Raw genomic sequence first — 25,213 nt, forward strand, 5'->3', positions numbered from 1 at the left:
AATAACCGATCTGGATGTCGAGCCAGTAAGCGCAGTTAGGTCAGTAGCGTGGCGAATTCGGCAATTCAAGCGAATGCAGTAATTCAACTGGCATGGCAGTCAGGCGGCATGGCTTCATTATACTCTTCGTACTGCAATGCTTTTGTTTGCGGCAGACTCTAAGGAAACAATTAACCTTTCCGCTTTGCCGGAAGCGGCTTACCTCCACATTCCCTTTTGTCGGCGGCGTTGCTACTACTGCGATTTTGCAGTTTCGATCGTCGGCGATCGCCCACCCGTAGCGCGAACCAATGAGCTGCAACCCAATTCGTTGCAAAGCAGCGCGTTTGGTACGATCGCCCGCTACGTTGAAATTTTGCGTCAAGAAGTTCGTGGCACTGCGTCCTTCGGCAAACCGCTTCAAACGATTTTCTTTGGCGGTGGTACACCCTCGTTGTTATCCGTTGAGCAACTGAGCCAGATTCTTGACACGCTCAACCAACAGTTTGGCATTGCTGCGGGTGCTGAAATCTCGATGGAGATTGATCCCGGCACGTTTGACCTGGCGCAAGTGCAAGGCTATCGAGCGGCAGGCGTAAACCGGGTGAGCCTTGGTGTGCAGGCATTTCAGCCAGAACTGTTGCAAGCCTGTGGGCGATCGCATACCGTCGCGGATGTGTACCAGGCTGTGGAGTGGGTGCAGCAAGCTGGCTTTGAAAACTTCAGCCTGGACTTAATCTCTGGCTTACCGCACCAAACGTTGGCAGATTGGCAAGCGTCGTTAGAAACGGCGATCGCCCTTGTGCCCACTCATCTCTCTTGCTATGACCTCACGATTGAACCCATCACCGCGTTTGGGAAGCAGTACAAACCGGGGATGCAACCGCTACCGTCCGATGAAACCACGGCTGAGATGTACCGCACTGCACAACGATTACTTACAGCAGCAGGCTACGACCACTATGAAATCTCTAACTACGCCAAACCGGGCTACCAGTGCCGCCACAATCGCGTGTACTGGGAGAACCGATCGTTCTATGGCTTTGGCATGGGCGCAACAAGCTACATAGAGCATGACCGTTTCTGCCGCCCCCGCAAGACGCGAGAATACTATGAGTGGGTGGGGGAAAGGCAAAGGAGTGGGGAGCGGGGAGTGGGGAGTAGGGAGTGGGGAAAGCCAGAACCGTCTCCTTCATCCTCCATCCCACTGCAAAGCGAAAGCCAGCTACAGACTTCAGACATTCTTCTCGATACGCTGATGCTGGGTTTGCGGTTAGCGGAAGGCTTAAGTTTGTCGGCGCTGATTGAGCAGTTTGGTAGAGAGACAATGCAGCAAGTTTGGGCGTGTCTACAGCCGTTTCATCAGAAAGGTTGGGTGGTGGTTCGTTCTGGTCTAAATGAGGCGATCGCGCCTTCTCTAGCAACCTTGCCGGATTCTGGGCGGCTACAACTTAGCGATCCTGAAGGCTTTCTCTTCTCCAACGTCATCCTCGTTTCCCTCTTTGAGGAGTTTGAGTAGAAAACTCAATGCTTCAGCCCTTAGCCTTCAGCCCTCAGCTTTTAGCCTTCCCTAAATCCCAAACAGCGTTTGCAGTCGTTTGCGAACTTTGTCGAATGGCGTTTCTTCAGAAAATTCCGACAGGATGCCCATTTGGCGCAGGGTTTGCTGGCGTTCCATGAGCTGATGAGCGATCTGGTCGGCGAGTCCGCGATGGTCTTGAAGGAGTGTTTGTAGATCGTTGCGCTCAATGACAAAGAGAACGGTGTCGTCGAGCGTTCTAACACTTGCCGATCGCGGGATGCCCATGAGCAGCGACATTTCGCCAAAGAATTCGCCTTCATTCAGGGTGGCGATATACTGCTCGGCTCGCTTAGAAAAGATCTCGACTGAGCCGTTGAGAATAATGTAGAACGACTCGCCAGGGGTGCCTTCTTCGCAGACAATCTGGTCGGCGGGAAAGAGTTGCCGATAGCCGTATTCAATCAATTGCAAGAGTTCTTCATCAGTGCATTGCTCGAAGTAGGAAATCCGTCGCAGCATATCGCGCAGGGTCAAGTTATTGGGTGCTTTTGGGGTGGGTTTGCGGCTGCTAATGGAATCTTTTTCTGCATGTTTGCCGTTGCCATCCACCGCACCGTCTCGCTGAAACAGGTGTGCTAGTTGTTCAAGATTGCGAATGTTGAGATCTTGCTGGGGAAAGGGTACTTCGATGTTGCGCTGGCGCAGTTCGCGATCGATCGTGAAATAGAGCGAACTTTTAATCGGCTCAATTTCAGTGGGTTGATTAATCCAAACCAGCAATTCAAAGTCCAGTGCACTATCACCAAAGCGTTTGAACCAAACACGGGGTGAAGGATCGGTTAGCACTTTCGGATCTTTCCGTGCGGCGGCTAGGAGTGCTTCGGTGACAATGAGCGTATCGCTACCATAGGCTACGCCAACGGGAACGTGAAGGCGACAGCGAGGATCACGGTAACTCCAGTTGATGATGTTGTTTTCGACAAAACGGATGTTGGGCACGATGACAAACACGCCATCGAGGGTGCGTACAGTGGTCGATCGAATTGAAATGCTTTCGACCGTACCCAGCAAGTTGTCGATTTCGATAAAGTCACCCACACGAATAGGTTGCTCGACGAGTAGTGTCAGCCCACTGACAAAGTTGCTGGCAAGGTTTTGCAGCCCAAAGCCCAAACCAATGCCCAAGACCCCTGCAAAGAGGGTCAGCGAACTCAGGTTTACGCCTGCCGTTTGCAGCACGATGACAAAGCCGATCGCAGTCAGCAGATAGCGGACAAAGGTGGTAACGACAGCACGGCTCCCACGATCGAACCCTAACCGTACCAACAGTCGTCGATTGATCAGATTGCTGACGGCACGCGACACCCAAAAGACAGCTACACTGACCACCATCAGCGTCACAATCAAACTGAGCGAATACCGATTGTTGCCGACCTCAAACAGAGGAGCAGCAAAGAGCCGCAGCAGTTCGGCAAGGGTTGTCTGAATTCCGTTAAGCAACCAATTCATGCATCAATCGGGTAAAAGCGTTCTGAACTATTGTGCCGGATCTGGTTGACACCAAAAGTTAGGAACGGTCAAGAGACTGGGTAGTGGCTGTAATGTGTGTTTGACTTGATCGCTAGGTCAAGTAACTCAGTCTTTACCTTGAGCGAATGGTTTATCCTGAAAAGAGTGTGGTTAACGGAACTTAACAGACCTTCCATCCTTCTTCTCTGCCTATGAAATGCATTATCGATCGCCGTGCCCAGTTTTCTGCCAGTCATCGTTATTGGCTACCAGAACTGAGTGAGGCTGAGAACTTTGAGCGGTTTGGTACCTGTGCTCGATCGCCCGGACACGGGCACAACTACGTCCTCTATGTCTCGATGGCAGGCGAACTCGATGAATACGGCATGGTGTTGAACCTGTCTGACGTGAAGCAGGTCATCAAAAAAGAAGTAACCAGCCAGTTAGACTTTTCTTACCTCAATGAAGCCTGGGCGGAGTTTCAGGAAACTCTGCCAACGACCGAGGCGATCGCCCGTACCATTTGGCAACGGTTGTCTCCTCACTTGCCGATCGTCCATATTCAGCTTTTTGAACACCCCGAACTTTGGGCAGACTACTACGGAAACAACATGGAAGCTTATCTTACCCTCAGTACCCACTTCAGCGCCGCTCACCGACTGGCTCGCCCCGACCTTAGCTACGAAAAAAACTGTGAAATCTACGGCAAGTGCGCTCGTCCTAACGGGCATGGTCACAACTACCATCTAGAAGTCACTATCAAGGGCGACATTGATCCTCGCACAGGCATGATTGCTGACCTCGTTGCGTTCCAGAAAGCGGTGGATGATTACGTGGTGGAACCGTTTGATCACACCTTTTTGAACAAAGATATTCCTTATTTTGCTGAAGTCGTGCCGACCGCCGAGAACATCGCGGTGCATATCCGCGCGCTGCTAGAGCAACCGATCCGCGACATCGGCGCACAGTTGCATAAAATTAAACTGATCGAAAGCCCGAACAATTCCTGCGAAGTCTACAGTACTGCCTTAGAAACAGCGGTGACGCAAATGTCGGTGCGTGAGCCTGTGATGGCGGAGCGGTAAGGAATGAGGGAAGAGAAGTGAGGGAATGAGAGAAAGTTGTGCGCGCACCCGGAGGCTTTACTCTTACTTCCCTTGCCTCCCTTGCTTCCTCCTCCTCTCCAGTGCCCTTCCTACCAATCAAGTTGCTCTTGGTGACTCCGATCGCCCCTTCACTGCTTTCGGTTGGCGACGATCGTCGAGGCGCACCACTTTCGCTTCATTGCTTTCACGTGCGACCCGAATTAGCAAACCGGCTGACACCAGGCTAGAAATCATCGAGCTACCGCCATAGCTAAACAAGGGTAACGGCAAGCCTGTTGTGGGCAGTGCCCCTGTTGCCACACCAATATTTAGCAGCGATTGCCCAACCATCAACACCATGATGCCGATCGCAATCAGCCGATACACCTGGTTTTGTGTCTTCATAGCAACCCGTAGCGCCAGTGAGGCATAGGCAAGAAGCATCACCATTAGCAACAGGCAGCCAATAAAACCAAACTCCTCGGCAAATACCGAAAAGATAAAGTCAGTGTACTGAATCGGCAAATAAAATAGCTTTTGCTGCGACAGCCCAAAGCCTGTGCCCCAATGCCCACCAGAACCAACTGCCAGCAAACTTTGCACCAACTGATAGCCATCTCCAGTGGCATCAGCCCAGGGATTCAAGAAGGACAAAATGCGTCGACGCTGATAGCTTCTAAAGCTGACGCTGATGATAGCTAAACCAATGCCTGCCAACGCTGTGCCACCCATGTATGTATAGGGCAACCCTGCTGCTAAAGCGACAAACCATAGCAACATCCCGCATAGTGCTGTGGTACTAAGATTTGGCTGTAGAAGAATACCTACCAGCACTAGCCCAAAAATTCCCAGCCAAAGGACACGAGTGCCCCGCTTCAACCGATCCCATTGCCCAAAGATGCGTGCGCTTTGGAGGACAAGGAACGGTTTAATCAGTTCGGACGGTTGAATCTGAAAGGGTCCGAGAAAAAGCCAGCGGGTTGCACCATTGATAGACGTACCAAACCCAGGAATCGCCGTTATGAGAATCAGTCCCAAAATAATGACTAGGAACCAATCGGCAATACCAACGATGTAGCGTAACGGCGAATGTACAACCAGGTTAAACCCGACCAACCCCACCAAAATCCAAAGAATCTGCACTTTGAAGTAGTAAAGTCCATCGCCCCGATCGGCATCCGCAACCGCATACGACGCTGAAAACAACACCGCTAGACCAATAAGCAGCCACAAAAACGTTAGCCATCGCAGCCAGCGTGCTTCAGAAGCCCAACCTTGAGCCGACGTATCAAAAAAGGGAATAAAGAGGCGCAGATTCACAATAGTTTGGGAAAGGAAGAGGCGCAGGGGCAGAGAGGGAAGCCAGGGACGAACGGTTCTACATCAATCAGAACTTAGTGTAGGCTAATCAGTCTATGCGAGCTTGGTAAAACGGGCAAGATTTTTTGGAGTCCGTGAGTCGAAAGCAAATCTCCCTTCCTCCGCTTTCACCGCTTCCCCTGCCTCCCCAGCCCCCTCTGCCTCTCTATCTCCAGTAAGATAGATGTAGCGCTAATTCTTTAGAGCAAGACGTTAGATACAGCATGATTGAAACGCTGCAAACCCAGCTTTACTGGTTGGAACATTTTGCCAACACGTTAGTTTCTGAGCAATTGGCTCACCTTACGCCAGCCAGTGTTGGCATCATTTTTCTGGCAGGTCTGCTGACAAGCCTTACGCCCTGTATGCTGTCGATGCTGCCTATCACGATCGGCTACATTGGCGGGTACGAAACCCAGACGCGGTTACAAGCAGCAGCACAGTCTACCTGGTTTGCGCTAGGACTGGCGACAACGCTGGCAGGGCTAGGCATTGTGGCGGCAGTAGTGGGCAAAATCTATGGACAAATTGGACTGGGGTTGCCGATCGTCGTGAGTGCGATCGCCATCCTTATGGGGCTGAACCTGCTGGAAGCATTGCCCTTGCGACTACCATCCGTTGGTGGGCTGGAATGGATTTCTAAGGACTTGCCGCCTGGTGTGCGTGCGTATTTCATTGGGTTGACGTTTGGCTTGGTCGCGTCGCCATGCAGCACTCCCGTTTTGGCAAGCATTCTGGCATGGATTTCAGCGACGAAAGATCCGGTTGTGGGTAGTGCGTTATTGCTGTCTTATACCGTTGGCTATGCGGCTCCACTGGTGCTGGCAGGTACATTCACAGCCTCGATCAAAAAACTATTGGAACTCCGTCGCTGGTCGGGCTGGATTACGCCAGCCAGCGGCGCTTTGCTAGTGGGATTCGGCGTCTTCTCTTTGCTTTCCAGGGTTGTCAGTTTTTAGACTGCCTACAACTAACAACCAAAAACTAACAACCAAAAACTGACCCAATGTCTGCAAATCCTTCCTTCTTAACGCGCCTGTCCGGTTGGGGCACGGCTCCCAAAATCTTTTTCAGGCGAGAACTGTTGCCGGTGCTGGCTGATCTGCGGCTGGCGATCGTCCTGCTGTTGGCGATCGCGGTCTTTAGCATTTCTGGGACGGTCGTTGAGCAGGGGCAGGCTGCTGCGTTCTACCAAGCAAACTATCCAGAGCATCCGGCACTGTTTGGCTTTCTGTCCTGGAAAGTACTGCTGACTCTGGGGTTGGATCACGTCTACCGCACCTGGTGGTTTTTGGCGCTGTTAATTTTGTTTGGGTCGAGCCTGACTGCTTGTACCTTTATGCGGCAGCTACCGGCATTGCGTTGGTTTTCGCGCACGTCTCGCAAGTTTTACAGCCAGCCGCGTCAGTTTCAGAAATTTGCTCTCAGTGCCGAATTTGAACAAACGTCACTGGATGATGTGTTGCCACTGTTAGAGGAGCAGCGGTACAAGCTGTTTCGGCAGGACGACGCGCTTTACGCACGCAAAGGCATCATTGGGCGCATTGGTCCGATCGTCGTTCATGCCAGTATGCTGCTGATTTTAGTGGGCGCGATCGTGGGTGCGCTGACAGGGTTTGTGGGGCAAGAGATGGTGCCTAGCGGTCAAACGTTTCAGATTAAAAACATTCTGGATGCGGGACCGTTTGCAGAATCGCAGATTCCCAAAGATTGGTCAGTAAAGGTCAACCGCTTCTGGATTGACTACACGCCCGCAGGCGCGATCGATCAGTTTTACTCGGATATGTCGGTGCTAGACAGTGACGGGAAGGAAGTCAAGCGCAAAACCATTCATGTGAATGAGCCGTTGCGCTATCGCGGTGTGACTCTGTATCAGGCAGATTGGGGCATTTCTGCAATCCAGGTTCGCATTAACAACAGCCCTATTTTTCAGCTACCGATGGCGCAGTTAGATACAGGCGGTAAAGGTGGGCGCATCTGGGGTACGTGGATTCCCACAAAACCTGACTTGAGCGCTGGCGTCTCCCTGATTGCTAAAGATTTGCAGGGAATGCTGCTGATTTATGACACCTCTGGCAAGCTAATTTCCACTGTCCGCGCGGGGATGTCTACCCCGGTAAATGGCGTCACGCTAGCAGTGAAAGAAATTGTCGGGAGTACGGGACTGCAAATTAAAGCCGACCCCAGCATACCGATCGTCTACGCTGGTTTTGGGTTGCTCATGCTGGGCGTGATGATGAGCTACGTCTCTCACTCCCAAATCTGGGCACTTCAGAAGGATGGACAGCTCTACATTGGTGGTCTGACCAATCGTGCTCAGGTGGCTTTTGAACGCGAAATGTTGGAGATCCTGGAACGGTTGGATACACAGAAACAGGAAACGAAGGCTGCGGTGGTGGTGTAGTGCGCTCGCTGAACAAGCAACTTGAAAATAAGTTCGTTGGGCAACAAGGTTTTTATGACGCTCAGTTTGAGCAAAGAAGTGAAAGAACGCTTAGATTTGGTATCACCTGCCATCGTGTTTTTTGCTTTGCCTGCGAGCCAACAAATCGACGTATTACCGACGTTAGAGAAGAAACAAAAATATGATTTCTCACAAGGTGATTTGTTGACGGGCAACCCGCTTGAAGTGTTGCTAGCTGCTTACGAAGACTGTCTGAATGGTCTTCTCAATTGGCTTATGGTCATGACAGATGAATCAAGAAGCCAGGATGCCGAGATTGTGAACAGCCTCATAGAAGAACTCTTAAACACAGTCCATACAATTGTTGATAAGCATTCCGAAGAGGTTGTTCATGTAGATAATCTTCAATCTCCTGAATGGAGCAAACTTCGTCAACTTTCCCACGTAGTTCAACAGCACCTTCAGATTCAGTTGGAAGCCAACACCGCAGCTATTAGTCAGTTCATTGCGTATTGGCTCCATACTTGAACAAGCTTGAACAAATGGAGTATCCGATCGCTGTTTCAACCTTTTGTCTAGACTGCAATGCCATAACCTATGCGTCCCTGCCAACCGCCACTGCCATTACAACCGGGTGACTTACTGCGAGTGATTGCACCCAGCGGCACCTTGCGAGAGTTTGAAGCCTTTCAGCGTGGAGTCCAGATCTGGCGATCGCGCGGCTACCGTGTTGAACTCACTCCTGGCTATGACGATCGCTGGGGTTATCTGGCAGGTAAAGATGGCGATCGTCGCCAGCAGTTGCTCACGGCGCTGAAAGACCCAGACTGTCGCGGGATACTTTGTGCCAGAGGTGGCTATGGCGGTGCACGATTACTGGAAGATTGGTCTTGGGCAGGACATGAACCGAAATGGCTGATCGGCTTTTCGGACATCACTAGTTTGTTGATGAGCCTCAGTCAGCAAGGCATTTCGGGCGTTCATGCACCGCTCTTGACAACGCTGGCAGCAGAACCAGATTGGTCAGTGCAACGCCTGTTTGATTGGGTGGAGGGGCGATCGCTAGCACCGTTGCAAGGCACAGGTTGGAGCGGCGGGCAGGCTACTGGACTTTTGCTACCCATCAACCTTACAGTCGCAACGAATCTGCTAGGAACGCCTGCACAGCCCGATTTTGCCGACACAATTTTGGCGCTGGAAGATGTGGGGGAAGCGCCCTATCGCATCGATCGCATGTTAACCCAGTGGCGGCTCTGTGGTGCATTGCAGCAGGTAAAAGGCATCGCGGTCGGTCGCTTTAGCCAGTGCGATCCGCCTGCTAATATTCCCAGTTTCACAGTAGAGGAGGTGCTGCGCGATCGCTTGGGCGACCTTGGCATTCCCGTTGTGTCAAACTTGCCGTTTGGTCATGATGGCGTTAACGCTGCGCTGCCTGTGGGCATCAGTGTGCAGTTGGACGGCGATCGAGGACTTCTTAGCTTGAACGAGACAGTACCGAACTAGACAGTGGCGATCGCTCTTGAGCCACCCATCGCTGCTATAAAACTAAACGGCTTCAGGAACCTTCACGCGCTTGGGTCAATAATTCTCACCAGCCAGGATACAACCGTAGAGACGATCGTGAGGACGATCACCCCAATTAGCGCAGTGAATAGCCCCGCAATGTGAAAGCCTGGAGTGATCGTTGCCACAAGCCAGAAAGTGAAGGCATTCACCACAAACAAAAACAAGCCCAGCGTCATGATCGTCAACGGCAGCGTGAGCAGCGTCAGAATGGGTCGGACGATCGCATTGACCAAACCCAAAATGACTGCCCCAATCAGTGCGTCGGTGAAGGTATCAATCTGTAAGCCTTCTACAAAGTGGTCAGTGATCACCAGCGATAGGGCTGTTGCCAACCAGGTCAAAATAAAGTGCAGCATTCGTTTCAAGCCAAAAAACGGTTAGAGCAATGGTTGTGAGGACATCAGCACTACTGTGATCTCACTCAATAATTCATTGTTTCCAGGAAACGCTAGTGCCAAAATCACAATCTAGCATCAAGCTTTGCTAGAGCGATCGCCCCCTTGACGATCGCTCACCCTCAAAAAATCGTCTTACCGCCATCGACTACCAGTGCAGCACCATGCATTAAAGCGGGCGCATCACTGGCAAGAAAGAGCGCCACTTGAGCAATCTCAACCGGATCGCCTAAGCGTCCGATCGGCATGGTGGCAATGCCTTCTGCCTTTGCCTGTGCGGGATCATCTGCCTGGTCAAACTCACTTTGCAGCATGGGTGTGGCGATCGGTCCCGGACACAGTGCATTAATGCGGATATTGTCTTTGGCATATTCCAGCGCCAGCGCCCGGGTTAGCGACAGCACGGCTCCTTTGCTAGCACAGTAGGCGGTATAGAGGGGTTGCGCCACGATCGCCAGTTCCGATGCCGTATTGATCACCACACCGCTGCCCTGCCGCTGCATTTGAGGGATCGCCTGCTGGCACAGATAGAAGACCGATTTAAAGTTCACTGCCATAACTCGCTCTAGCATCGCTGCATCCGTGCTGCCAAACGGCTCGATCAGCGCAATGCCCGCGTTATTGTAAAGGACATCAATGCGTCCATAGACTGCACAGCACTGCTCCACCACTTGCACACACGCGGATTCGTTAGCTAAATCGGCAGCGAAAAAGTGGAACGATCGCCCGTCTGCTTGCAATGCCGCTGCGAGCGCTTGTCCTGTCGGCTCATCGCGATCAACCCCAAAGACTTGGGCGCCTTCTGCGGTAAACAACATTGCTGCTGCCCGCCCAATACCCGATGCAATACCTGTAATCAATGCCACCTTGCCATCTAATCGTCCCATTGAGCACTCCGTTAAGCTGTAGCACTGTCTGTTGCCTGAATTAAATGCTGTCCAAACCTGTGTTCTTGCTAAGCCTTTGTGCCATCCAATCGCTATAGCCAGCAGGCAATCGTCTCCTGCCCAGCGACCCTCGGAAACACGTGAGGCTAATCTCCTTTTTACATCTATCAGGCAAGATCTCTCTGTCTACAGCTTCCACTTTATAAAAGGGGTTGGGGGATCAATCAGAAAAATCTGTAGCCAGTCTTTTTTGCGCTGGATCGATCGCCTCGAAACTTAACGCCTGAAACACATCATCGGACACATAATCTTAGCGGCATCAGTGTGTATAGTGCGTTTTACTCTCAGCGGTGACAACCGTTCACATTCGTTTGTAGGGATGACACTGATGCATTTCTCTAAAACACCTCATTGGACACGCAGACACGCCCTCATGCAAGCATGAGCTACAAATAGGCAGTGAGCCAGCAGGAGCCGACCCAGCGCTGATGACTAATCGCTAATCGCTGAAAAGAGGAGCAGTAAGCATGAATCCAGTCTTGATGAGTTCGTTAAGTTGGGTTGCCTATCAAGAACGCTTGCAGGATGACGGCTTGGTGTTATTGCTTCCCTGTGGCGCACTAGAGCAACACGGTCCGCATTTGCCCTTGGGCACAGATGCGCTATTGAGTGCGGCGATCGCCCAGGCTGTTGCCACTAAGGTAGGAGGCTTAGTCGCGCCAACCCTCAGCTATGGCTATAAGTCGCAGCCAAAATCGGGTGGTGGACAGCATTTTCCTGGGACAACCAGCCTGGATGGACAAAGTTTGAGTCAGATGACGCGGGATGTCATTCGTGAATTTGCCCGCCACGGGGTCAAAAACCTTGTCGTCGTTGATGGACACTACGAAAATCAGTGGTTTCTCACCGAAGGCATTGACCTTGCCCTACGAGAGCTTGGCACTTCTTATCCACTCCGCATCATGCGCCTGGAGTATTGGGATTTTTGCACCGAAGAGACGTTAAACCACGTTTTCCCTAACGGTTTTCCGGGGTTTGCGCTTGAACATGCTGCCGTCATTGAAACGTCACTGATGCTGCATTTCTATCCCGAGCTAGTCAGCCTGGAGCAAATCCCAGACGATCGACCCGCAGACTTTCCACCTTACGATATGTACCCTACTCGTACCGAATGGGTGCCACCGTCCGGGGTGCTTTCATCGGCTAAGGGAGCCAGCGCTGAGAAGGGGCAAGGGATGGCAGAGCAGCTTACAGATAGCATTGCAGCAGCGATCGTGCGTGAATTTAGCCACAGTGAGGCAGAATGAACGGCGTATGGTATACGAATGTAAGAAGCCAGAGTCAGGCACAGACAGGTAGGAATAGGGAAGGCAAAGGAGGCAGGGGAAACAGGGGCATCGCTCAAAACTTTTAGCCTTTATCCTTCATCCCTAATCCCTCACTTCGCCCTCACAATCGCGTTCCGCTTGCTGTATTACTTGCTGCATTCTGGGCTTTATACAAATGTCACAATTCTTCGTTAGCTTACAAGGATGGCAGGATTGATGAATTTCTCTAAGTCGCCCCGTTGGACACGTCGCCAAGCTTTGTGGATGATGACAGGGGCGATCGCAGGAGCAGGTCTCCATGCCTGTGCCAAACCGCCCGAAGCACCAACCGCGCAGTCTTCTGCACCGACGACAGCCGGTGGAGTGGCACCAGCCTCGATCGGTATCACTACCTGGATTGGCAACACACCGCTGCATATTGCTCAAGAAAAAGGCTTTTTTAAGGACTTAGGGCTGGATCTCACCATTAAAGTCTTTGATACTGTGGCACAGGGATTTCCAGCCTTTATCTCAGGTCAAATTAATGCGCTGGCACCTGTAACGTCTGAAGCTGTCACGCTGGCATCTAAAGGCATGGACTTTAAAGTGGTGACGGTGGAAGATACGTCCCTCGGTGCCGATGTTGTGCTGGCGCGTAACAGCATCCAAAGTATCAAAGACTTTAAAGGCAAAAAGATCGCCGTTGAGCTAGGTGGCATTGGTCACTTCTTCTTGCTGCAAATTCTTGCTGAAGCTGGCTTAACGGGCAAAGATGTGACGCTTATAAACACGCCACCTGATGCGGCAGCAGCAGCATTCCAGGCGGGCAAAGTGGAAATAGCTTATTCGTATTCACCGTTTAGTGATCAGGCGATCGCGGCGCAGAAAGACGGACGAGTTATCTATAGCTCGAAGCAAATGCCCACGGCGATCGCTGACCTCTACATCTTCAGCTCAGCATTCGCGCAGGCAAATCCTAAGACTGTTGCGGCGTTTGTGGAAGGCAACCTCAAGGGCGTTGAGTTCTTGAAGAGCAATCGTGAAGAAGGTTTGAAAATTGGTGCAGCCAAGCTGAAGATTAAACCAGAAGAACTCGATCAACAGCTTAAAGGCATTCAGATACCTGATAGAGCAACGAACATAGCGATGTTAGGTGATCCCAAAAGCAACCAATACCTGCTGAAGCCGATGACCCAATTGGCAGCCTTTTTGAAAGACCAGGGACAAATTCAAACCGTACCGGATCTTGCAAAAGTGCTGGAACCGCAATACGTTACAGCGATGAAATAACAACGGTACAGCGCGAATGATTGGTCATGCTTCTCTCTCTGTGGCGGCGACACCACACCCGTTTTCGATCGCCCTGGGCACAACCGCACTGCTAGTCATCGATATGCAGCACGATTTCTGCCATCCAGACGGGTTCTGTGGTCATAATTTGGGTGTTGATTTGTCGGCTGTTACTGCGATCGTGCCTCGCATTCAAACAGTGGTTGAGTGGTGTCGCCACCACGACATTCTGGTTGTCTATACCCGCGAAAGCCATCGAGCCGATCTGTCCGATGTCTCCCCCAGCAAACAGCTCCGGTATACCAATGCTGGGTATCCAGTCGGCACACTGGGAAACATGGGAAGATTTCTTGTGCAGGGCGAAGCAGGAACGGCTCTGCTGGATGCGTTCCACCCCTTACCGACAGAACGTACGATCGACAAACCCGCTCAATCTGCCTTTGTTGCCACTGATCTGGAAGCACAGTTGCGCGATCGCGGCATCACCCATCTCCTGTTGACAGGCGTAACGACTGAATGCTGCGTGTTGGGCACCTACCGCCACGCCAGCGATCTTGGCTTCTACTGCCTGTTGCTAGAAGACTGCTGTGCTGCGTTTAGTGACACCGAACATCAAGCCGCGATCGCGGTCATTCTGGGCGAAAATGGCGCGATCGGCTGGGTCACTACGTCTGACACGCTTCTAGCTTTGAAAGAGGGACGCTCTTTGTAGGGACGTCACCTCTAACATCCCTACAAAGGCGTTTAGTTGACCGCGATCGCTTCCACTTTCGCCGTTGCCTCTTCCGGGGTATAGTCTGCCAACTTTGCATTGATTTCTGCGCGTACAATCTCGCGGTAATCAATGAAGTGCTCCAACAGCGCACAGTTGGTCAAGTAATGCTTGAACACACCAGGATTGCGTTGCAGGATCGAAAAGAGCTGCCGCCAAAATTGGACGCGGGTGCTGCGTTGCACACCCTGCCGCCAGCAAATAGTGAGCATTGCCCGGATGTCTACCAGCCCTGGCCGCTTGAATTTTGCTTTGTTGGGACTGGGCTGCATTGACAAAAAGTGACGGTAGACTCGCGCCAGATAGCGATCGGGTTCATACAGTTCCCAGAAGCAACGGACGTATTCCCGCGCGATTTCCTCAAGTGGACGAGTTGGCACAAAATTAGTGAGCGTCGTTTGGTGAATGTTGGCTTCGCCATCGTCTGCCCGCAGCCGTCCTTCTTTTTCGAGCCGATGCCACAGAGCTGTGTTGGGCAGCGCTTGCAGCATACTAAAAAGCGCCTGGGGGATGGCAGTTGCTTCCACAAAATCAATGATGCGATCGCCTGCGCCTGCTTTCTCGCCATCAAAACCGATGATGAACCCAGCCATCACCCGCAGACCGGTCCGGTTAATAGTATTGACTGCTTCTACCAGAGAATTACGGGTGTTCTGAAACTTTTGCGTCATGGAGAGGCTATCGGTGTCTGGCGTTTCAATGCCCAAAAAGACAGCCGTAAAGTTCGCGGCAATCATCAAGTCGAGCAATTCCTGGTCTTGTGCCAGATCCACTGATGCTTCAGTAGACAGAGTAAAGGGATAGCCGTGCGCTTTCATCCAGGGAGCAAGCTCCTTCAGCATCAGCTTGACGTTGCGCTTATTGCCAATGAAATTGTCATCGACCACGAAGATCGATCGTCGCCAGCCCAGGTCATACAACGCCTGTAGCTCTGCCAGCAATTGAGCAGGTGTTTTTGTACGTGGCTTGCGTCCATACAGCACGATGATGTCGCAAAACTCGCACTGAAAGGGGCACCCCCGCGAGAACTGCACCGACATATCGCCGTAAGCATTTAGGTCTAGTAAATCAAACCGGGGCACGGGCGTATCTGTTACGGCAGGCTTTTCGTCGCCCGCTCGAAAGACTCCTGAGGTTTCACCGCGTTCCAGGGCACTGACCAGCATGGGTAAGGTGATTTCGCCCTCATCCAGCACCAAAAAATCTGCTCCTGCTGCCTGCGCCACTTCGGGCACAGAGGTAACATAGGGACCACCTACGGCTACTAGCTTACCCTGCCGCTTTGCCGACTCGATGAGGTAGAGCATATCGGGCTTTTGCACAATCATTCCAGAGATGATTACCAGGTCTGCCCAGTACCAGTCGGCACTACTCTCGTACCGCACGTTGCGATCGACTAACCGAAATTCCCAGGTCTGTGGCAAAATTGCTGCCACTGTAGTCAAGCTCAAGGGGGGTAACGAAACCTTCCGTCCGACTAATTCGAGGGCTTTATCAAACGACCAGAACGACTTTGGAAACAGCGGATAGAGGAGTAAAACGCGCATACAAGATCCGAGCCTACAGCTACGATAATTGTTCAACTAAGCAAAAAAGTATTGCTAGGAACAGCTCGATTATCAACGCTTATTTATTCTTTTGAGAAAACTTGCGTACATCTTAAGCATTGGGGCGATCGCGATCGTCCGAAAAACGAAAACCTCACTCATCAGCTAGAAAGCATCAGACGGTAGCGGAATCTCGTCGCCGTTCTCGTATACCGTTTCAATCCAAAGTTGTCGTGCTTCCTCAATGTTTGCCATGATTTCATCCGGCGTTTCGCCCTGCGTAATGCACCCCGGCAGATCTTTGATCATCGCTACGTAACCACCTTCTGGCTCTGGATACACTGTGATCGGATAGCGGAGGTGGAGATAGTGTTCTAGAGATTCACGGCTCGCCCATTTGGTTTGCATACCGTTCTCAATCACGCTGATCTAAATTACTTTAAATTCGCTCCAGAGATTGCAGCGCTTCCAGAACAGACGATTCTCAGAGACGTAGCCACACTTCTCATAGAAGCCTGTAGCAGTTTCATGTGCCACAGTAACAACCGTAATATCATCTTTTCCACCAGCCGCCTCTTGAAGGCGAACCAGTAATTCACTTCCTATGCCTTGTTTTGCATAAGCCCTATCGACGCCGAGATCTGTGACAAAAAGGAAGTAGGTAAAATCTGTAGCACCGAAGGCTATCCCAATTAGTTTCTCTTCATCATTCCTGGCAGTGATGGCAACTGACCGCCTAGCCAAGAGCCTTCTGATTCTCTCCTCAAAACGCTCTTTAGGGTATTGCCCCCCAAGATCACTCCGTTTCAAAAAGTCATAATATTCTTCAAAGGACAGATTCTCGTTCTCCCGGTATTTAATCATTGCTACCTTCTTACTCCTCACCCTTTAACGTTCTTACCGTCAGGATTTGCGGCGGCGTGGAGTCGGGTGGATACAGGAGATCGACCTGTACCAAACGACGATCGCCCGCTGCCAGATTCATCACGATTAGCGGTTCGCCTTGTTGCCCTCGACGCTGCACGAGATGCACATAGCGTGTTTGGGGTAGCCCTTGATCATCGTTGTAACGCAGGCGCACCGTGCCACGAAAGAAGACCTGTTTGGCAGGTGGTTCCAGAAAACGGAGTCCTTCCTTGGGTTGCTCCTCTTTGATTGGCGTTTCGAGGGCGATCGCCACGGTTTGCGGCTGATTCGTTGTATTTTGCAAGGGCAGCGTCAGGTTGTACTCGATCGCATAGTTGCCATGCGCTTGATATGCCGTATCGGGATACCGTGCCACCATCGGCGCTGACTGCACTTGCCCAGTGCCTAACGTACCGCGCAGCAAAGTACTGAGTCCGTAAGAAAACGCCTGCCCTGTTTGGGGAATAGCAAGAGACCATTGCTGCAAGTTGGACTGACTGGTTTGCTCAGAGTCAACAATTTGGGCGATCCACCGTGAGCCTTGAGCAACGCCAGCAACGCGCCCATAAACCATTGCCCCTTTGGTTTGCTCAAGCGGCGTTGGAGTGCGATCGCGCGGTGTCGCTAGCTTGCCAGTCTCCAACAACGTCTGCCACTCCTCCAGGGTAGGAGCCGTTTCGCTGCCATCGGCATTCTGGGTGGCGAATTTAGCAAGACTGGCAGCATAGACCCGACCCGTACTGCGAAGCCGCATCACGGTCGATCGTCCATTTAACGGTGGCGTCAGCGTTTTGACTGGAATCGGCACGTTCAGCAGCAACCGACTTTCACCGGGGGGAATGGCAAGCTGCGCCGGAAAATCGCTTTGCCGTCGTCCGCGTAACACTGCATCTGTTGCACGGCTACCGGGTCCCGCAAAGACATCGCCAGTGGGATTCTCGACAGACGGTGGCAGGGTCGCAAAGGGGGCATCTGGCTGGCTGAGGTAGCTGGCAGCCTGCAACACATCAACTGTAATGGGCTGGCTACCCGGATTGTGCAGCACAATGCCTAGATAAAGCGTGCGTAAATCGTCTGCTTTAGCCTTAGCAATATGGTGAGCAAACACATCAAAGCGTCCTTGCAACGGCACGTCTAAATGTGCGTCAGGGGTCTGTTTTCCCTGTGGCGAAAACGTTGAGAGCAGAATTCCTTCTTCCTGCACCAATTCGGGACTATTGCTGTTGAAAACTAATACGTCATCAAGCTGTCCTGGCAGCGATCGCATTTGCTGTGGCACCACTACTTCTTGACTAGTCATCGTTGGTACGGCTGGAGTGGTTTGCGCCAGAATGAGGCTAGAAAACAACGAAAGCATGGATACTAAATTATCTCTGTAGATGAGTTTTAGAAGCGAAATGATCAGCTAATCCAAACGAGCATACACCACGATCGTTCTTAAAACAGTTGAGCTATTCTCTGAGTTTCGCCAACAAGCTCCAGGTGCTTTAAGTAAGACTAGGCAAGCATTTGTAGAAGCGTATGGAAGTCTTTCAGTATGGGGGAAAGATTCGTTTTAGTTAAAACGGGAACATGGACAAAGAGGCATTGGCAGCGTAGTTGATGGCTTTCAATATGCTTTAAAACTGAGTAATAAAGATGATTGCAAACAAACGCTCCAGCATCATGGCTGACTTTGGTAAACAGCATTTTTTCTACCAGGCGATCAATGTCGATCGTCGTCCAAAGAATGTCTAGTTGCGCGTCTAACTGATGCTTACCATTTGATTCCAGGGTTAAGAGTGTTCGGCTCTCAGCCATACCACAGCAGAGAATAAGATCTGGCTTTAAAGCATCACTTTCAGCGATGACTTGTTGAGGCGCAAGTGCAAAATCAACGGGCACTTTGCGTAATAGTTTGATCTTTGCCTCAATGCAAGCTAACAGCCGTTGCTGCTCCATTGCTGCCAGCAGGTCATCAGACGCATTAGAAACGTGATGAGGTTCCCAGATATCAAATGAAGTCAATAGAAGCTGCTTGGGCATACCGTGGTGAAACGCGAGTAACCAGAAGTCAGGAAAACATTATGCACTCACGTTGATGCTGTTGCAGTTGTATAAAACGCCTGCTACAGCAACGATCGCAGGGGCAGCGCTAAAAAAATGCAGATTCAAGACCCTGCTGCTTCAATTTGCAGCTACGATCATAATTCATGTCTTTGAGTGAGCGGAACATTCTAAAGCTGTGAGTACTGATCCTAACAAAGCCTTTAATACCGTTCTGGGAAACCAGACCGAGCGTCGGCTAAAAAATGTTTTTGAGCGTCTTTCTGGCACGTTGCAGCGCGATGCACTCATCCAGGAAACAACGAGCCAGTTGCGAGAATTGCTGCAAGTCGATCGCCTAGTGCTGTACTACTTTTATCGTCAATGGCAGGGACGAGTCACGTTTGAATCCCTCAGCGATGCACAATACACCATCTTTGGCTCAACTGGACCCGATGAGTGTTTCAACGGTGATTATGCTGCCATGTATGAGGCAGGACGGGTGCGAGCGATCGCTGATATCGAAGTGGAACCAATTCAGGCGTGCCATCGCGACTTTCTACGCAGCATGAACGTGCGGGCAAATCTCGTTGTGCCTGTTCTTACGCCAAAAGGACTGTGGGGCTTGCTAGTGGCGCATCACTGCCAAAGTTCTCGCGTCTGGACAGCTAACGATGTGGAAGCGATGCAACGGGGTGCGGCAACGCTGGCAACCGCGCCTGAGATTAGAGGCAGCTAATCTTGTTAGGAATCCTTAATAAAGCAGCACAAGAGGCTTTTGCCCGTTGTATATATCTAGTCAAGCGCTGTTTTGAAGCTGTCGTCAGTCTTCTGGTAGAGATGAATGGATGCCTAAAGATTGAGGAAGGCGCTAGCTCACGTTGCTAATATCCATACGTTCGCGTTTAACTAGTCACACCTCACACAGATCCCAGGCGCTTTGCTTGGGAACTTTTTTAGCTATGGATTCGCTAAAGGCATTTGCATCTGAAGTTTATTTATCTGAGCTGAAATATACAGAATATAAGTTGGACCAGCCATCTCAAAAGCTTTTAATATTCTCAGTTCTTTAGATCAGATTACCTATTAATGTAATCTAAAGAACTGAGAAAAGAATCACTTGTCGAAACTACTGATTGCTAGTTCTATAACTTACAAAGCTGTCTTAGCTACTTAACCGCCATAGCTCGTCACGAATGGAGCGGCCCGCTGTAACAAGAGGCTTGAAAACTATCGCTCGATCATACCAGTTTCTGTTTGCCAGACTACTTGGTGAGCCTTTTTGACTGGATAGATTAGGGTTACTTACCAGGCAAACGACATCTGGATGAAGACAGCGAAAAAGATTAAATGCACCATCAATGTAGAGGCGACCACCCCTAGGATGACCTGGAGGATTCAGCAGCGTTTCTTCAAAATAGTGCACGAGTTGAGGCAGTACGCGGGCATGAACACAATAGCAATGTGCCCAGAGGAATTCTTCCTTAAACGGTACAAGACCGGTTGGATAAGAGCGTAAAGCACTCTGCTCGATCGCGTGACCAAGGTAACATAAGCCCCAGTCATCTTTGTCTAATCGATTGATCAGCTTTTCCTGCTCATTCTCTTGCCGAAGCTGTCGCCGAAAAATGGCATCATCCTCAAGTATCCAAACTCTTTCTATACCGTCTTTCAAACACTCTTTAAGAATACCAAGGTGTCTAATAAAGTTACTGTAAACGCCGATAGAAGGAAAGCCGTTCGGCTCCGATGGGCGGGGGGGCGGTGGTAGGTGAACTTTCGGTCCTTTAATATCAACCCCAATAGCTGCCAGTTCACGGCTTAATGCTTGATAGCGATCGGTCCGCTCGGGCAAGTGAATTATGTATACACGTTCAAAATAATCTATTAGTTTCATTGTTCTTCGCACATGGAGTTAAATGCTTTATAGCGACACTCATCCAGACGCTAACTTCTAGAGAAGCGAGAAGCCTCTATTTGTCGATTTTCTAGGATTTAGACTGTCTGTAGTCCTACTCCTGAAGGATGACGAGCATCCATAGCGGCTCTATTGCTATTGCGATAAATTTAGTTGGCTTCTGCGTGTATTACCAGTATTTTGACTGGTCTTCACATATTCTTTGCATAAAAAGTATCTAAACTTTACTGGTCAGCACTGCTGCCTAAGCTTTTATACGTAGAAGCAAGGATCACAGCCCTTACCATCGTTTGATGCTTCATCAAGCTTTTTTCTACCAGGATGAGGGTAATGCTAGGTGCAGGAACTTGTCCCAATGCTGTCTGGATGATGGACCTTTGCATGTTTAAATAAAAAGTGTCTGGCGGTTAAAACCGCAACTATGAGAACAAAGTCCGCCGACGCGGACTAACCGAGCGAAAGGGTTTTGCAACCTGGGGCAGCAGCTTTTTTTCATGTAGCTACAACTTCAGTCGCCAAAGCTACAAGCAAGTGAACTTTTGAGGCATCTTCTTAAAAGGTTTGGCAATTTGCTGATCTCTAGAGGTGTCAGTAGAAGGGGATTTCAGAATTTGGCTAAAGTCGAGCTAAAGTTTGGTGTGCAGAACGTAGGATCTGAACAAAGCATCCGCGACACGACAAACATCTTTCATTTCTTTAACATCGTGGACTCGAAGCAGATCTGCTTTGCCTGCGATCGCCGCACAGCAAGCTGCCGCTGTGCCCCAAACTCGCTGCTGAGGGTCTGGCTGGTTCAGAATGTGACCAATAAAGCTTTTGCGGGATGCGCCAACAAGAAGCGGGTAGCCAAGGGCATGAAACTCAGGTAGACGACGCAAAATTTCCAGATTTTGAGCATAGGTTTTGGCAAACCCAATGCCGGGGTCGATCGCAATACGAGAGCGGTCAATGCCACAGGCGATCGCGGCATCAATACGTGCCTTTAGAAACGTCAGAATATCACTAATTAAGTCCTCGTAATCCGTTAGCTGCTGCATGGTTTGAGGCATACCACGGATGTGCATTAGCACGATCGGCACCCCCAGCTTTGCCACCACTGGCAGCATTTCCGCATCATAGGTTGCCCCAGAAATATCATTGACCAGATCGGCTCCAGCAGCGATCGCGGCTTGGGCGACACTGGCTCGCGTTGTGTCAATAGAAAGCGGCACATCAGACTCTTGCCGCACTGCCTGAATAATCGGCAGCACACGCTCTAGCTCTTCATCCAGCGAGATTTCGATCGCATTGGGACGAGTAGACTGTCCACCGACATCGAGGATATCTACACCAGCCGCAATGAGCGTACGTGCCTGCACGATCGCTGCCTCTGGTGCATGGAACAAACCACCATCGCTAAAGCTATCCGGCGTGACGTTCAGCACTCCCATCAAATACGTGCGATCGCCCCAGTCAAACGTTTGGTTTCTCACTTGCCATACCGATGGCAACTCGTTTTTAGGCATACGACTCCAGCTTGATGAAACGTTTCCTGACCCATCTTGATGCAGCGTACACTACGCCACTCCCCATACTCGCACCGTCCGATCTTCACTGCCACTAATAATCATTTGCTTATCAGCGCTTACGGCTACGGCTGTCACTAAACTGCTGTGCCCCTGCAAGGTACAGAGTTCGCGTCCTGTTTTAAGGTTCCAGATTTTGATGGCGTTTTGGCTACTGCTAATCAGGTGGCGATCGTCCGTCAGGGTGACAGAGGCGATCGTTCTCAGCGCGCCTTTTTCCGGGCGGATCTGCTGGCCTGTTCGCAGGCTCCATGCTTTGATGACGTGATTACGACCGCGAATTGCAAACGTTTCGCCATCCTCACTAATGGTAATGGCATAGACAAACGAGTGCGCCTTAAGCGTAAAAATCTCTTCTTGCGCCCACCAGTCCCATACTTTAATGACTTCATCACGACTACCGCTAATAAGCGATCGTCCATCAGGGCTGATTGCCACCGCCGTCACACCGCTTAAGTGCCCCTTGAGTGTCGCCAAACTCTCAAATAATGCATAAGGGTCATACGCTTGCAGTGCCCGTTTCGCCTTGGATTCCTGGCGCGTTTGCAACCTCAAGTAAGCAACTTTCTGCACCTGAGTGGATTCGTCTTGCAACGCTTGAATCAGCAAATCTAGCTCGATTTGACCATATTTATGTGCTTCCAGCAGTGCGGCAATCCGCTGGGCAACGATCGCGCTACCAAAGCGCTGCTTGACACCTTCCAGCCCACCCAGCACCATTGCGCCCATAGGCGAAGGGCTAGAACCACCAAGCACTGCATCGTATTCTCCAGGCTGCATGAGAAGGTAAAAGGCAAAGGGGAAGGGCAGAAGATAGAAGGCAGAAGGCAGAGGGCTGAAGGGAAAAGGCAGAGGGCTGAAGGCTAAATTAACTCAAACCCCCTCACTCCTCACTCCTCACTCCTCACTCGCTACGATAGAGCAGAAAGAACCGTCACCGCGATCGATGTTGATTCTACTGGTGGAAGACGACTTAGCACAACTGGAACCCTTGCAGGCAGCACTCTTGCAAGCGGGTCATATTGTGGATGCGATCGCGGATAGTGAAACGGCACAGTGGCTCATGTCGCAAAAAGACTATGACTTGCTGATTCTTGACTGGATGTTGCCCCGCACGAGCGGCGTCGCCCTGTGCCAGCAGTATCGCCAGTCTGGTAAAACTGCGCCTGTCTTGATGCTAACGGCAAAAGATACGATCGCTGATAAGGTGACTGGGCTAGATGCTGGAGCTGACGACTACTTGGTCAAACCCGTTGATGTTGTAGAGCTACTGGCACGAGTGCGCGCCTTGCGACGGCGATCGCCTCTCTGGCAAGGCGATTTGCTATCTCTAGACGCCCTGCGCCTACATCTAAGCACTTTAACGCTTGAGTGCCATCAGATGACGACCCAGCTCTCCAGCCGAGAATTTCAGTTGATGGAATACCTTATGCGTCACCCCCGCCAGGTGCTCTCTCACGATCAAATCGAGCAAGCGCTCTGGGGCTGGGGCACCGAACCAGAAAGCAACGCTGTCACAACGCTCGTTCGTCGGCTGCGGCAGCGTTTGCAAGCCGTGAACGCTAAAGACTGGCTAGAAACGATCTACGGCATGGGTTATCGGTTACAGCCGCCGGAGAGAGGTAAGGAAATGGGAAGTGGGGAGTAGGAAATGGGAAAGAGAAGGCAGAGGGCGCAGAGGCAGCAGGGGAGGCAGAGAGAGAAAGCTTGAGTATTTTGTTTTAGCCTTTAGCCCTTAGCCTTTTCTAGCAACTAACAACTAACAACTTCTTGCCCTTCCATGTTTACCCGCAGTCGTCGCAATTTAGCTTACTGGTTTGCTCTCTCAATGGGGGGCATTCTTGTCCTGTTTGCAGGCGTGAGCTATTACTTAAGCGTCGAGGGTCAGCTACAAGCGTTTGACCAGGCGCTCTACAAGAAAAGTAAGGCGATCGCGTCTGGTGCAACAATTCGGCTGCACAGGGGGCAGTGGCAGATTGAGCCAGAAGAGGCACCGTGGCTGGGGAGCGATCGACTCTCACGCAGCAGTGATTTAGTTTACGTCCGTTGGTATAACGCGAAAGGCTATCTAGTCCGGTTTATTGGCTTACCTGCGCCCATACGCCTGACCGCAGTACCAGAGTTCCAAACGATCGCGATCGCTGGCTCGCAGGGAGGTGAGCCGTCGAGCCAGTGGCTACGTCAAATCACCCTCCCACTGCTTCAGAATCAGCAATTGGTAGGCTATCTCCAGGTAGCGGAACCACTGACACCGCTTCGAGAAAGCCTCGATCGTGTGCGGCTCTATCTGGCATTGGGGGTGCCTGTCACACTAGGTATCATCGGCATTACAGGCTGGTTTCTAGGTGGCATAGCCATGCAACCCACGCGGCGGGCATACGATCAGCTTCAACGGTTCACAGCGGATGCATCCCATGAGTTGCGGGCACCACTGGCAGCAGTGTTAAGTAATGCCCAGGTGGGGCTGATGTCCCCTGAGGACAGCGCACAACAGCACTTGCGGCTCGAAAAGATTGTCGAAACAGCGAAGTCGATGAGTGCGCTCATTAGTAATCTGCTGTTTCTCTCTCGCCGCGAAGGAGCGCTCGCTTTAGAGAGCTTAAAGCCTGTGGATTTAGTAGCATTACTGCGATCGCTCATCCATGACCAAACGGCTCAGGCAACCACACAAGGGCTAACCTTTACTAGCCAGCTACCGGAGCAAGCAGTCACGCTGAACGCTGACCCAGATCTGCTCAAGCAAGCTGTGACTAACCTTCTTAGCAATGCCTTCAAATACACACCGTCAGGCGGCAATGTACAGTTGCGCCTTTCAACCACGTCACGCCATGCCATCATTCAGGTCGAAGATAACGGTATCGGCATCCCTGCGGCAGATTTGCCCCATATTTTTGAGCGCTTCTATCGCGTAGATACAGCACGATCGCGGCAAACAGGTGGCTTTGGTTTAGGGCTGGCGATCGCGCAACAAATCATTACCGCGCACAGAGGACGCATTACCGCTACCAGTACTGTAGAAAAAGGATCAACTTTTCAAATCGAGCTACCGCTTAAAGGATAGGTTTCATCGTTTAACACGCTTAACATGATCACTGCTAAAGCTGCTGTTGAGACAATAAACGAGGACGAATGAACCTCAAACCATGCTCAACGTTGGATAACTCATTTGTTCTACTG

The 25,213-nt window shown here is 51.0% G+C and carries 24 protein-coding genes; 12 read left to right on the forward strand and 12 right to left on the reverse strand.

Features of this window, described 5'->3' with window-relative positions:
* The first annotated feature begins 136 nt into the window (after window positions 1-136).
* Window positions 137-1,498 carry a radical SAM family heme chaperone HemW gene (gene hemW, locus H6F86_RS12740; RefSeq protein ID WP_190448973.1) on the forward strand — a complete coding sequence of 454 codons (1,362 nt, stop codon included), beginning with the start codon at window positions 137-139 and terminating at the stop codon, window positions 1,496-1,498.
* A gap of 51 nt (window positions 1,499-1,549) precedes the next feature.
* Here the strand turns inward: hemW and H6F86_RS12745 are convergent, their stop codons facing one another.
* Complete coding sequence (locus H6F86_RS12745; protein ID WP_190448974.1) at window positions 1,550-3,010, reverse strand: mechanosensitive ion channel domain-containing protein; 1,461 nt, start codon at window positions 3,008-3,010, stop codon at window positions 1,550-1,552.
* Between the two features lie 212 nt (window positions 3,011-3,222).
* Between H6F86_RS12745 and H6F86_RS12750 the strand changes: the two genes are divergently transcribed.
* Entirely contained in the window at window positions 3,223-4,095 is an 873-nt protein-coding gene (locus H6F86_RS12750; protein WP_190448975.1) for a 6-carboxytetrahydropterin synthase, read from the forward strand.
* A gap of 117 nt (window positions 4,096-4,212) precedes the next feature.
* On the opposite strand, the gene H6F86_RS12755 is transcribed toward H6F86_RS12750, so the two are convergent.
* On the reverse strand, window positions 4,213-5,415 hold the full coding sequence (locus H6F86_RS12755; protein ID WP_190448976.1) for an FtsW/RodA/SpoVE family cell cycle protein: 1,203 nt from the start codon (window positions 5,413-5,415) through the stop codon (window positions 4,213-4,215).
* A 263-nt stretch (window positions 5,416-5,678) separates the two neighbouring features.
* Here H6F86_RS12755 and H6F86_RS12760 point away from each other — a divergent pair, with 263 nt between their 5' ends.
* From H6F86_RS12760 to H6F86_RS12775, 4 genes are all read left to right on the forward strand, one after another.
* The gene (locus tag H6F86_RS12760) at window positions 5,679-6,413 is read left to right on the forward strand and encodes a cytochrome c biogenesis protein CcdA (protein WP_190448977.1); all 735 of its coding nucleotides are present in this window, start codon (window positions 5,679-5,681) and stop codon (window positions 6,411-6,413) included.
* Between the two features lie 47 nt (window positions 6,414-6,460).
* The gene (locus H6F86_RS12765; RefSeq protein ID WP_190448978.1) at window positions 6,461-7,858 is read left to right on the forward strand and encodes a cytochrome c biogenesis protein; all 1,398 of its coding nucleotides are present in this window, start codon (window positions 6,461-6,463) and stop codon (window positions 7,856-7,858) included.
* A gap of 54 nt (window positions 7,859-7,912) precedes the next feature.
* Window positions 7,913-8,386 carry a hypothetical protein gene (locus H6F86_RS12770; protein ID WP_190448979.1) on the forward strand — a complete coding sequence of 158 codons (474 nt, stop codon included), beginning with the start codon at window positions 7,913-7,915 and terminating at the stop codon, window positions 8,384-8,386.
* A 69-nt stretch (window positions 8,387-8,455) separates the two neighbouring features.
* Window positions 8,456-9,361 (forward strand): LD-carboxypeptidase, encoded by a 906-nt coding sequence (locus tag H6F86_RS12775; RefSeq protein ID WP_190448980.1) that lies wholly within the window; start codon window positions 8,456-8,458, stop codon window positions 9,359-9,361.
* 62 nt (window positions 9,362-9,423) lie between these two features.
* On the opposite strand, the gene H6F86_RS12780 is transcribed toward H6F86_RS12775, so the two are convergent.
* A complete protein-coding gene (locus tag H6F86_RS12780; protein ID WP_190448981.1) occupies window positions 9,424-9,780 on the reverse strand; it encodes a phage holin family protein in 357 nt (118 codons plus the stop codon).
* A gap of 161 nt (window positions 9,781-9,941) precedes the next feature.
* Complete coding sequence (locus H6F86_RS12785) at window positions 9,942-10,706, reverse strand: glucose 1-dehydrogenase (RefSeq protein WP_190448982.1); 765 nt, start codon at window positions 10,704-10,706, stop codon at window positions 9,942-9,944.
* 527 nt (window positions 10,707-11,233) lie between these two features.
* Between H6F86_RS12785 and H6F86_RS12790 the strand changes: the two genes are divergently transcribed.
* The 3 genes from H6F86_RS12790 to H6F86_RS12800 all read left to right on the forward strand — a co-directional run bounded on the left by H6F86_RS12790 (window position 11,234) and on the right by H6F86_RS12800 (window position 14,015).
* Window positions 11,234-12,013 carry a creatininase gene (locus H6F86_RS12790; RefSeq protein ID WP_190448983.1) on the forward strand — a complete coding sequence of 260 codons (780 nt, stop codon included), beginning with the start codon at window positions 11,234-11,236 and terminating at the stop codon, window positions 12,011-12,013.
* Window positions 12,014-12,250: 237 nt separating this feature from the next.
* Window positions 12,251-13,303, forward strand: coding sequence for an ABC transporter substrate-binding protein (locus H6F86_RS12795; protein WP_190448984.1), 1,053 nt, complete (start codon window positions 12,251-12,253; stop codon window positions 13,301-13,303).
* Between the two features lie 16 nt (window positions 13,304-13,319).
* The gene (locus H6F86_RS12800) at window positions 13,320-14,015 is read left to right on the forward strand and encodes an isochorismatase family cysteine hydrolase (RefSeq protein ID WP_190448985.1); all 696 of its coding nucleotides are present in this window, start codon (window positions 13,320-13,322) and stop codon (window positions 14,013-14,015) included.
* A 32-nt stretch (window positions 14,016-14,047) separates the two neighbouring features.
* Here H6F86_RS12800 and H6F86_RS12805 read toward each other — a convergent pair whose 3' ends face one another.
* The 5 genes from H6F86_RS12805 to H6F86_RS12825 all read right to left on the reverse strand — a co-directional run bounded on the left by H6F86_RS12805 (window position 14,048) and on the right by H6F86_RS12825 (window position 18,535).
* Window positions 14,048-15,622 (reverse strand): B12-binding domain-containing radical SAM protein, encoded by a 1,575-nt coding sequence (locus tag H6F86_RS12805; RefSeq protein ID WP_190448986.1) that lies wholly within the window; start codon window positions 15,620-15,622, stop codon window positions 14,048-14,050.
* Window positions 15,623-15,787: 165 nt separating this feature from the next.
* Window positions 15,788-16,030, reverse strand: a complete 243-nt coding sequence (locus H6F86_RS12810; protein WP_190448987.1) for a type II toxin-antitoxin system HicB family antitoxin — start codon at window positions 16,028-16,030, stop codon at window positions 15,788-15,790.
* A gap of 21 nt (window positions 16,031-16,051) precedes the next feature.
* A complete protein-coding gene (locus tag H6F86_RS12815) occupies window positions 16,052-16,486 on the reverse strand; it encodes a GNAT family N-acetyltransferase (RefSeq protein ID WP_190448988.1) in 435 nt (144 codons plus the stop codon).
* A 10-nt stretch (window positions 16,487-16,496) separates the two neighbouring features.
* On the reverse strand, window positions 16,497-17,885 hold the full coding sequence (locus tag H6F86_RS12820; protein ID WP_190448989.1) for a DUF3370 domain-containing protein: 1,389 nt from the start codon (window positions 17,883-17,885) through the stop codon (window positions 16,497-16,499).
* A gap of 140 nt (window positions 17,886-18,025) precedes the next feature.
* Entirely contained in the window at window positions 18,026-18,535 is a 510-nt protein-coding gene (locus H6F86_RS12825; protein WP_242033500.1) for a peptidase C15, read from the reverse strand.
* A gap of 217 nt (window positions 18,536-18,752) precedes the next feature.
* Here H6F86_RS12825 and H6F86_RS12830 point away from each other — a divergent pair, with 217 nt between their 5' ends.
* Window positions 18,753-19,292, forward strand: a complete 540-nt coding sequence (locus H6F86_RS12830) for a GAF domain-containing protein (protein WP_190448991.1) — start codon at window positions 18,753-18,755, stop codon at window positions 19,290-19,292.
* Between the two features lie 426 nt (window positions 19,293-19,718).
* On the opposite strand, the gene H6F86_RS12835 is transcribed toward H6F86_RS12830, so the two are convergent.
* The 3 genes from H6F86_RS12835 to H6F86_RS12845 all read right to left on the reverse strand — a co-directional run bounded on the left by H6F86_RS12835 (window position 19,719) and on the right by H6F86_RS12845 (window position 22,816).
* Window positions 19,719-20,408, reverse strand: coding sequence for a hypothetical protein (locus H6F86_RS12835; RefSeq protein WP_190448992.1), 690 nt, complete (start codon window positions 20,406-20,408; stop codon window positions 19,719-19,721).
* Between the two features lie 689 nt (window positions 20,409-21,097).
* Entirely contained in the window at window positions 21,098-21,976 is an 879-nt protein-coding gene (gene folP, locus H6F86_RS12840) for a dihydropteroate synthase (protein WP_190448993.1), read from the reverse strand.
* A 51-nt stretch (window positions 21,977-22,027) separates the two neighbouring features.
* Window positions 22,028-22,816, reverse strand: coding sequence for a WD40 repeat domain-containing protein (locus H6F86_RS12845; RefSeq protein ID WP_190448994.1), 789 nt, complete (start codon window positions 22,814-22,816; stop codon window positions 22,028-22,030).
* A 166-nt stretch (window positions 22,817-22,982) separates the two neighbouring features.
* On the opposite strand from H6F86_RS12845, the gene rppA reads away from it, so the two are divergent.
* Both rppA and H6F86_RS12855 read left to right on the forward strand, forming a co-directional pair.
* Window positions 22,983-23,684, forward strand: a complete 702-nt coding sequence (gene rppA / locus H6F86_RS12850; protein ID WP_190448995.1) for a two-component system response regulator RppA — start codon at window positions 22,983-22,985, stop codon at window positions 23,682-23,684.
* 132 nt (window positions 23,685-23,816) lie between these two features.
* Window positions 23,817-25,097 (forward strand): ATP-binding protein, encoded by a 1,281-nt coding sequence (locus tag H6F86_RS12855; RefSeq protein WP_190448996.1) that lies wholly within the window; start codon window positions 23,817-23,819, stop codon window positions 25,095-25,097.
* Window positions 25,098-25,213: the final 116 nt, after the last annotated feature.

Origin of the sequence: Phormidium sp. FACHB-592, from assembly GCF_014695795.1 — a bacterium.
Taxonomy (GTDB): Bacteria; Cyanobacteriota; Cyanobacteriia; order Leptolyngbyales; family Leptolyngbyaceae; genus Stenomitos.

Excerpts from the sequence above, each read along its gene's own strand:
- folP (WP_190448993.1), bottom strand. The coding sequence starts at position 21,976 with ATGCCTAAAAACGAGTTGCCATCGGTATGGCAAGTGAGAAACCAAACG.
- H6F86_RS12790 (WP_190448983.1), top strand. The coding sequence starts at position 11,234 with ATGAATCCAGTCTTGATGAGTTCGTTAAGTTGGGTTGCCTATCAAGAA.
- H6F86_RS12765 (WP_190448978.1), top strand. The coding sequence starts at position 6,461 with ATGTCTGCAAATCCTTCCTTCTTAACGCGCCTGTCCGGTTGGGGCACG.
- H6F86_RS12775 (WP_190448980.1), top strand. The coding sequence starts at position 8,456 with ATGCGTCCCTGCCAACCGCCACTGCCATTACAACCGGGTGACTTACTG.
- H6F86_RS12810 (WP_190448987.1), bottom strand. The coding sequence starts at position 16,030 with ATGCAAACCAAATGGGCGAGCCGTGAATCTCTAGAACACTATCTCCAC.
- rppA (WP_190448995.1), top strand. The coding sequence starts at position 22,983 with ATGTTGATTCTACTGGTGGAAGACGACTTAGCACAACTGGAACCCTTG.
- H6F86_RS12820 (WP_190448989.1), bottom strand. The coding sequence starts at position 17,885 with ATGCTTTCGTTGTTTTCTAGCCTCATTCTGGCGCAAACCACTCCAGCC.
- H6F86_RS12800 (WP_190448985.1), top strand. The coding sequence starts at position 13,320 with ATGATTGGTCATGCTTCTCTCTCTGTGGCGGCGACACCACACCCGTTT.
- H6F86_RS12815 (WP_190448988.1), bottom strand. The coding sequence starts at position 16,486 with ATGATTAAATACCGGGAGAACGAGAATCTGTCCTTTGAAGAATATTAT.
- H6F86_RS12805 (WP_190448986.1), bottom strand. The coding sequence starts at position 15,622 with ATGCGCGTTTTACTCCTCTATCCGCTGTTTCCAAAGTCGTTCTGGTCG.
- H6F86_RS12795 (WP_190448984.1), top strand. The coding sequence starts at position 12,251 with ATGAATTTCTCTAAGTCGCCCCGTTGGACACGTCGCCAAGCTTTGTGG.
- H6F86_RS12760 (WP_190448977.1), top strand. The coding sequence starts at position 5,679 with ATGATTGAAACGCTGCAAACCCAGCTTTACTGGTTGGAACATTTTGCC.
- hemW (WP_190448973.1), top strand. The coding sequence starts at position 137 with ATGCTTTTGTTTGCGGCAGACTCTAAGGAAACAATTAACCTTTCCGCT.
- H6F86_RS12845 (WP_190448994.1), bottom strand. The coding sequence starts at position 22,816 with ATGCAGCCTGGAGAATACGATGCAGTGCTTGGTGGTTCTAGCCCTTCG.
- H6F86_RS12855 (WP_190448996.1), top strand. The coding sequence starts at position 23,817 with ATGTTTACCCGCAGTCGTCGCAATTTAGCTTACTGGTTTGCTCTCTCA.
- H6F86_RS12780 (WP_190448981.1), bottom strand. The coding sequence starts at position 9,780 with ATGCTGCACTTTATTTTGACCTGGTTGGCAACAGCCCTATCGCTGGTG.
- H6F86_RS12785 (WP_190448982.1), bottom strand. The coding sequence starts at position 10,706 with ATGGGACGATTAGATGGCAAGGTGGCATTGATTACAGGTATTGCATCG.
- H6F86_RS12750 (WP_190448975.1), top strand. The coding sequence starts at position 3,223 with ATGAAATGCATTATCGATCGCCGTGCCCAGTTTTCTGCCAGTCATCGT.
- H6F86_RS12745 (WP_190448974.1), bottom strand. The coding sequence starts at position 3,010 with ATGAATTGGTTGCTTAACGGAATTCAGACAACCCTTGCCGAACTGCTG.
- H6F86_RS12770 (WP_190448979.1), top strand. The coding sequence starts at position 7,913 with ATGACGCTCAGTTTGAGCAAAGAAGTGAAAGAACGCTTAGATTTGGTA.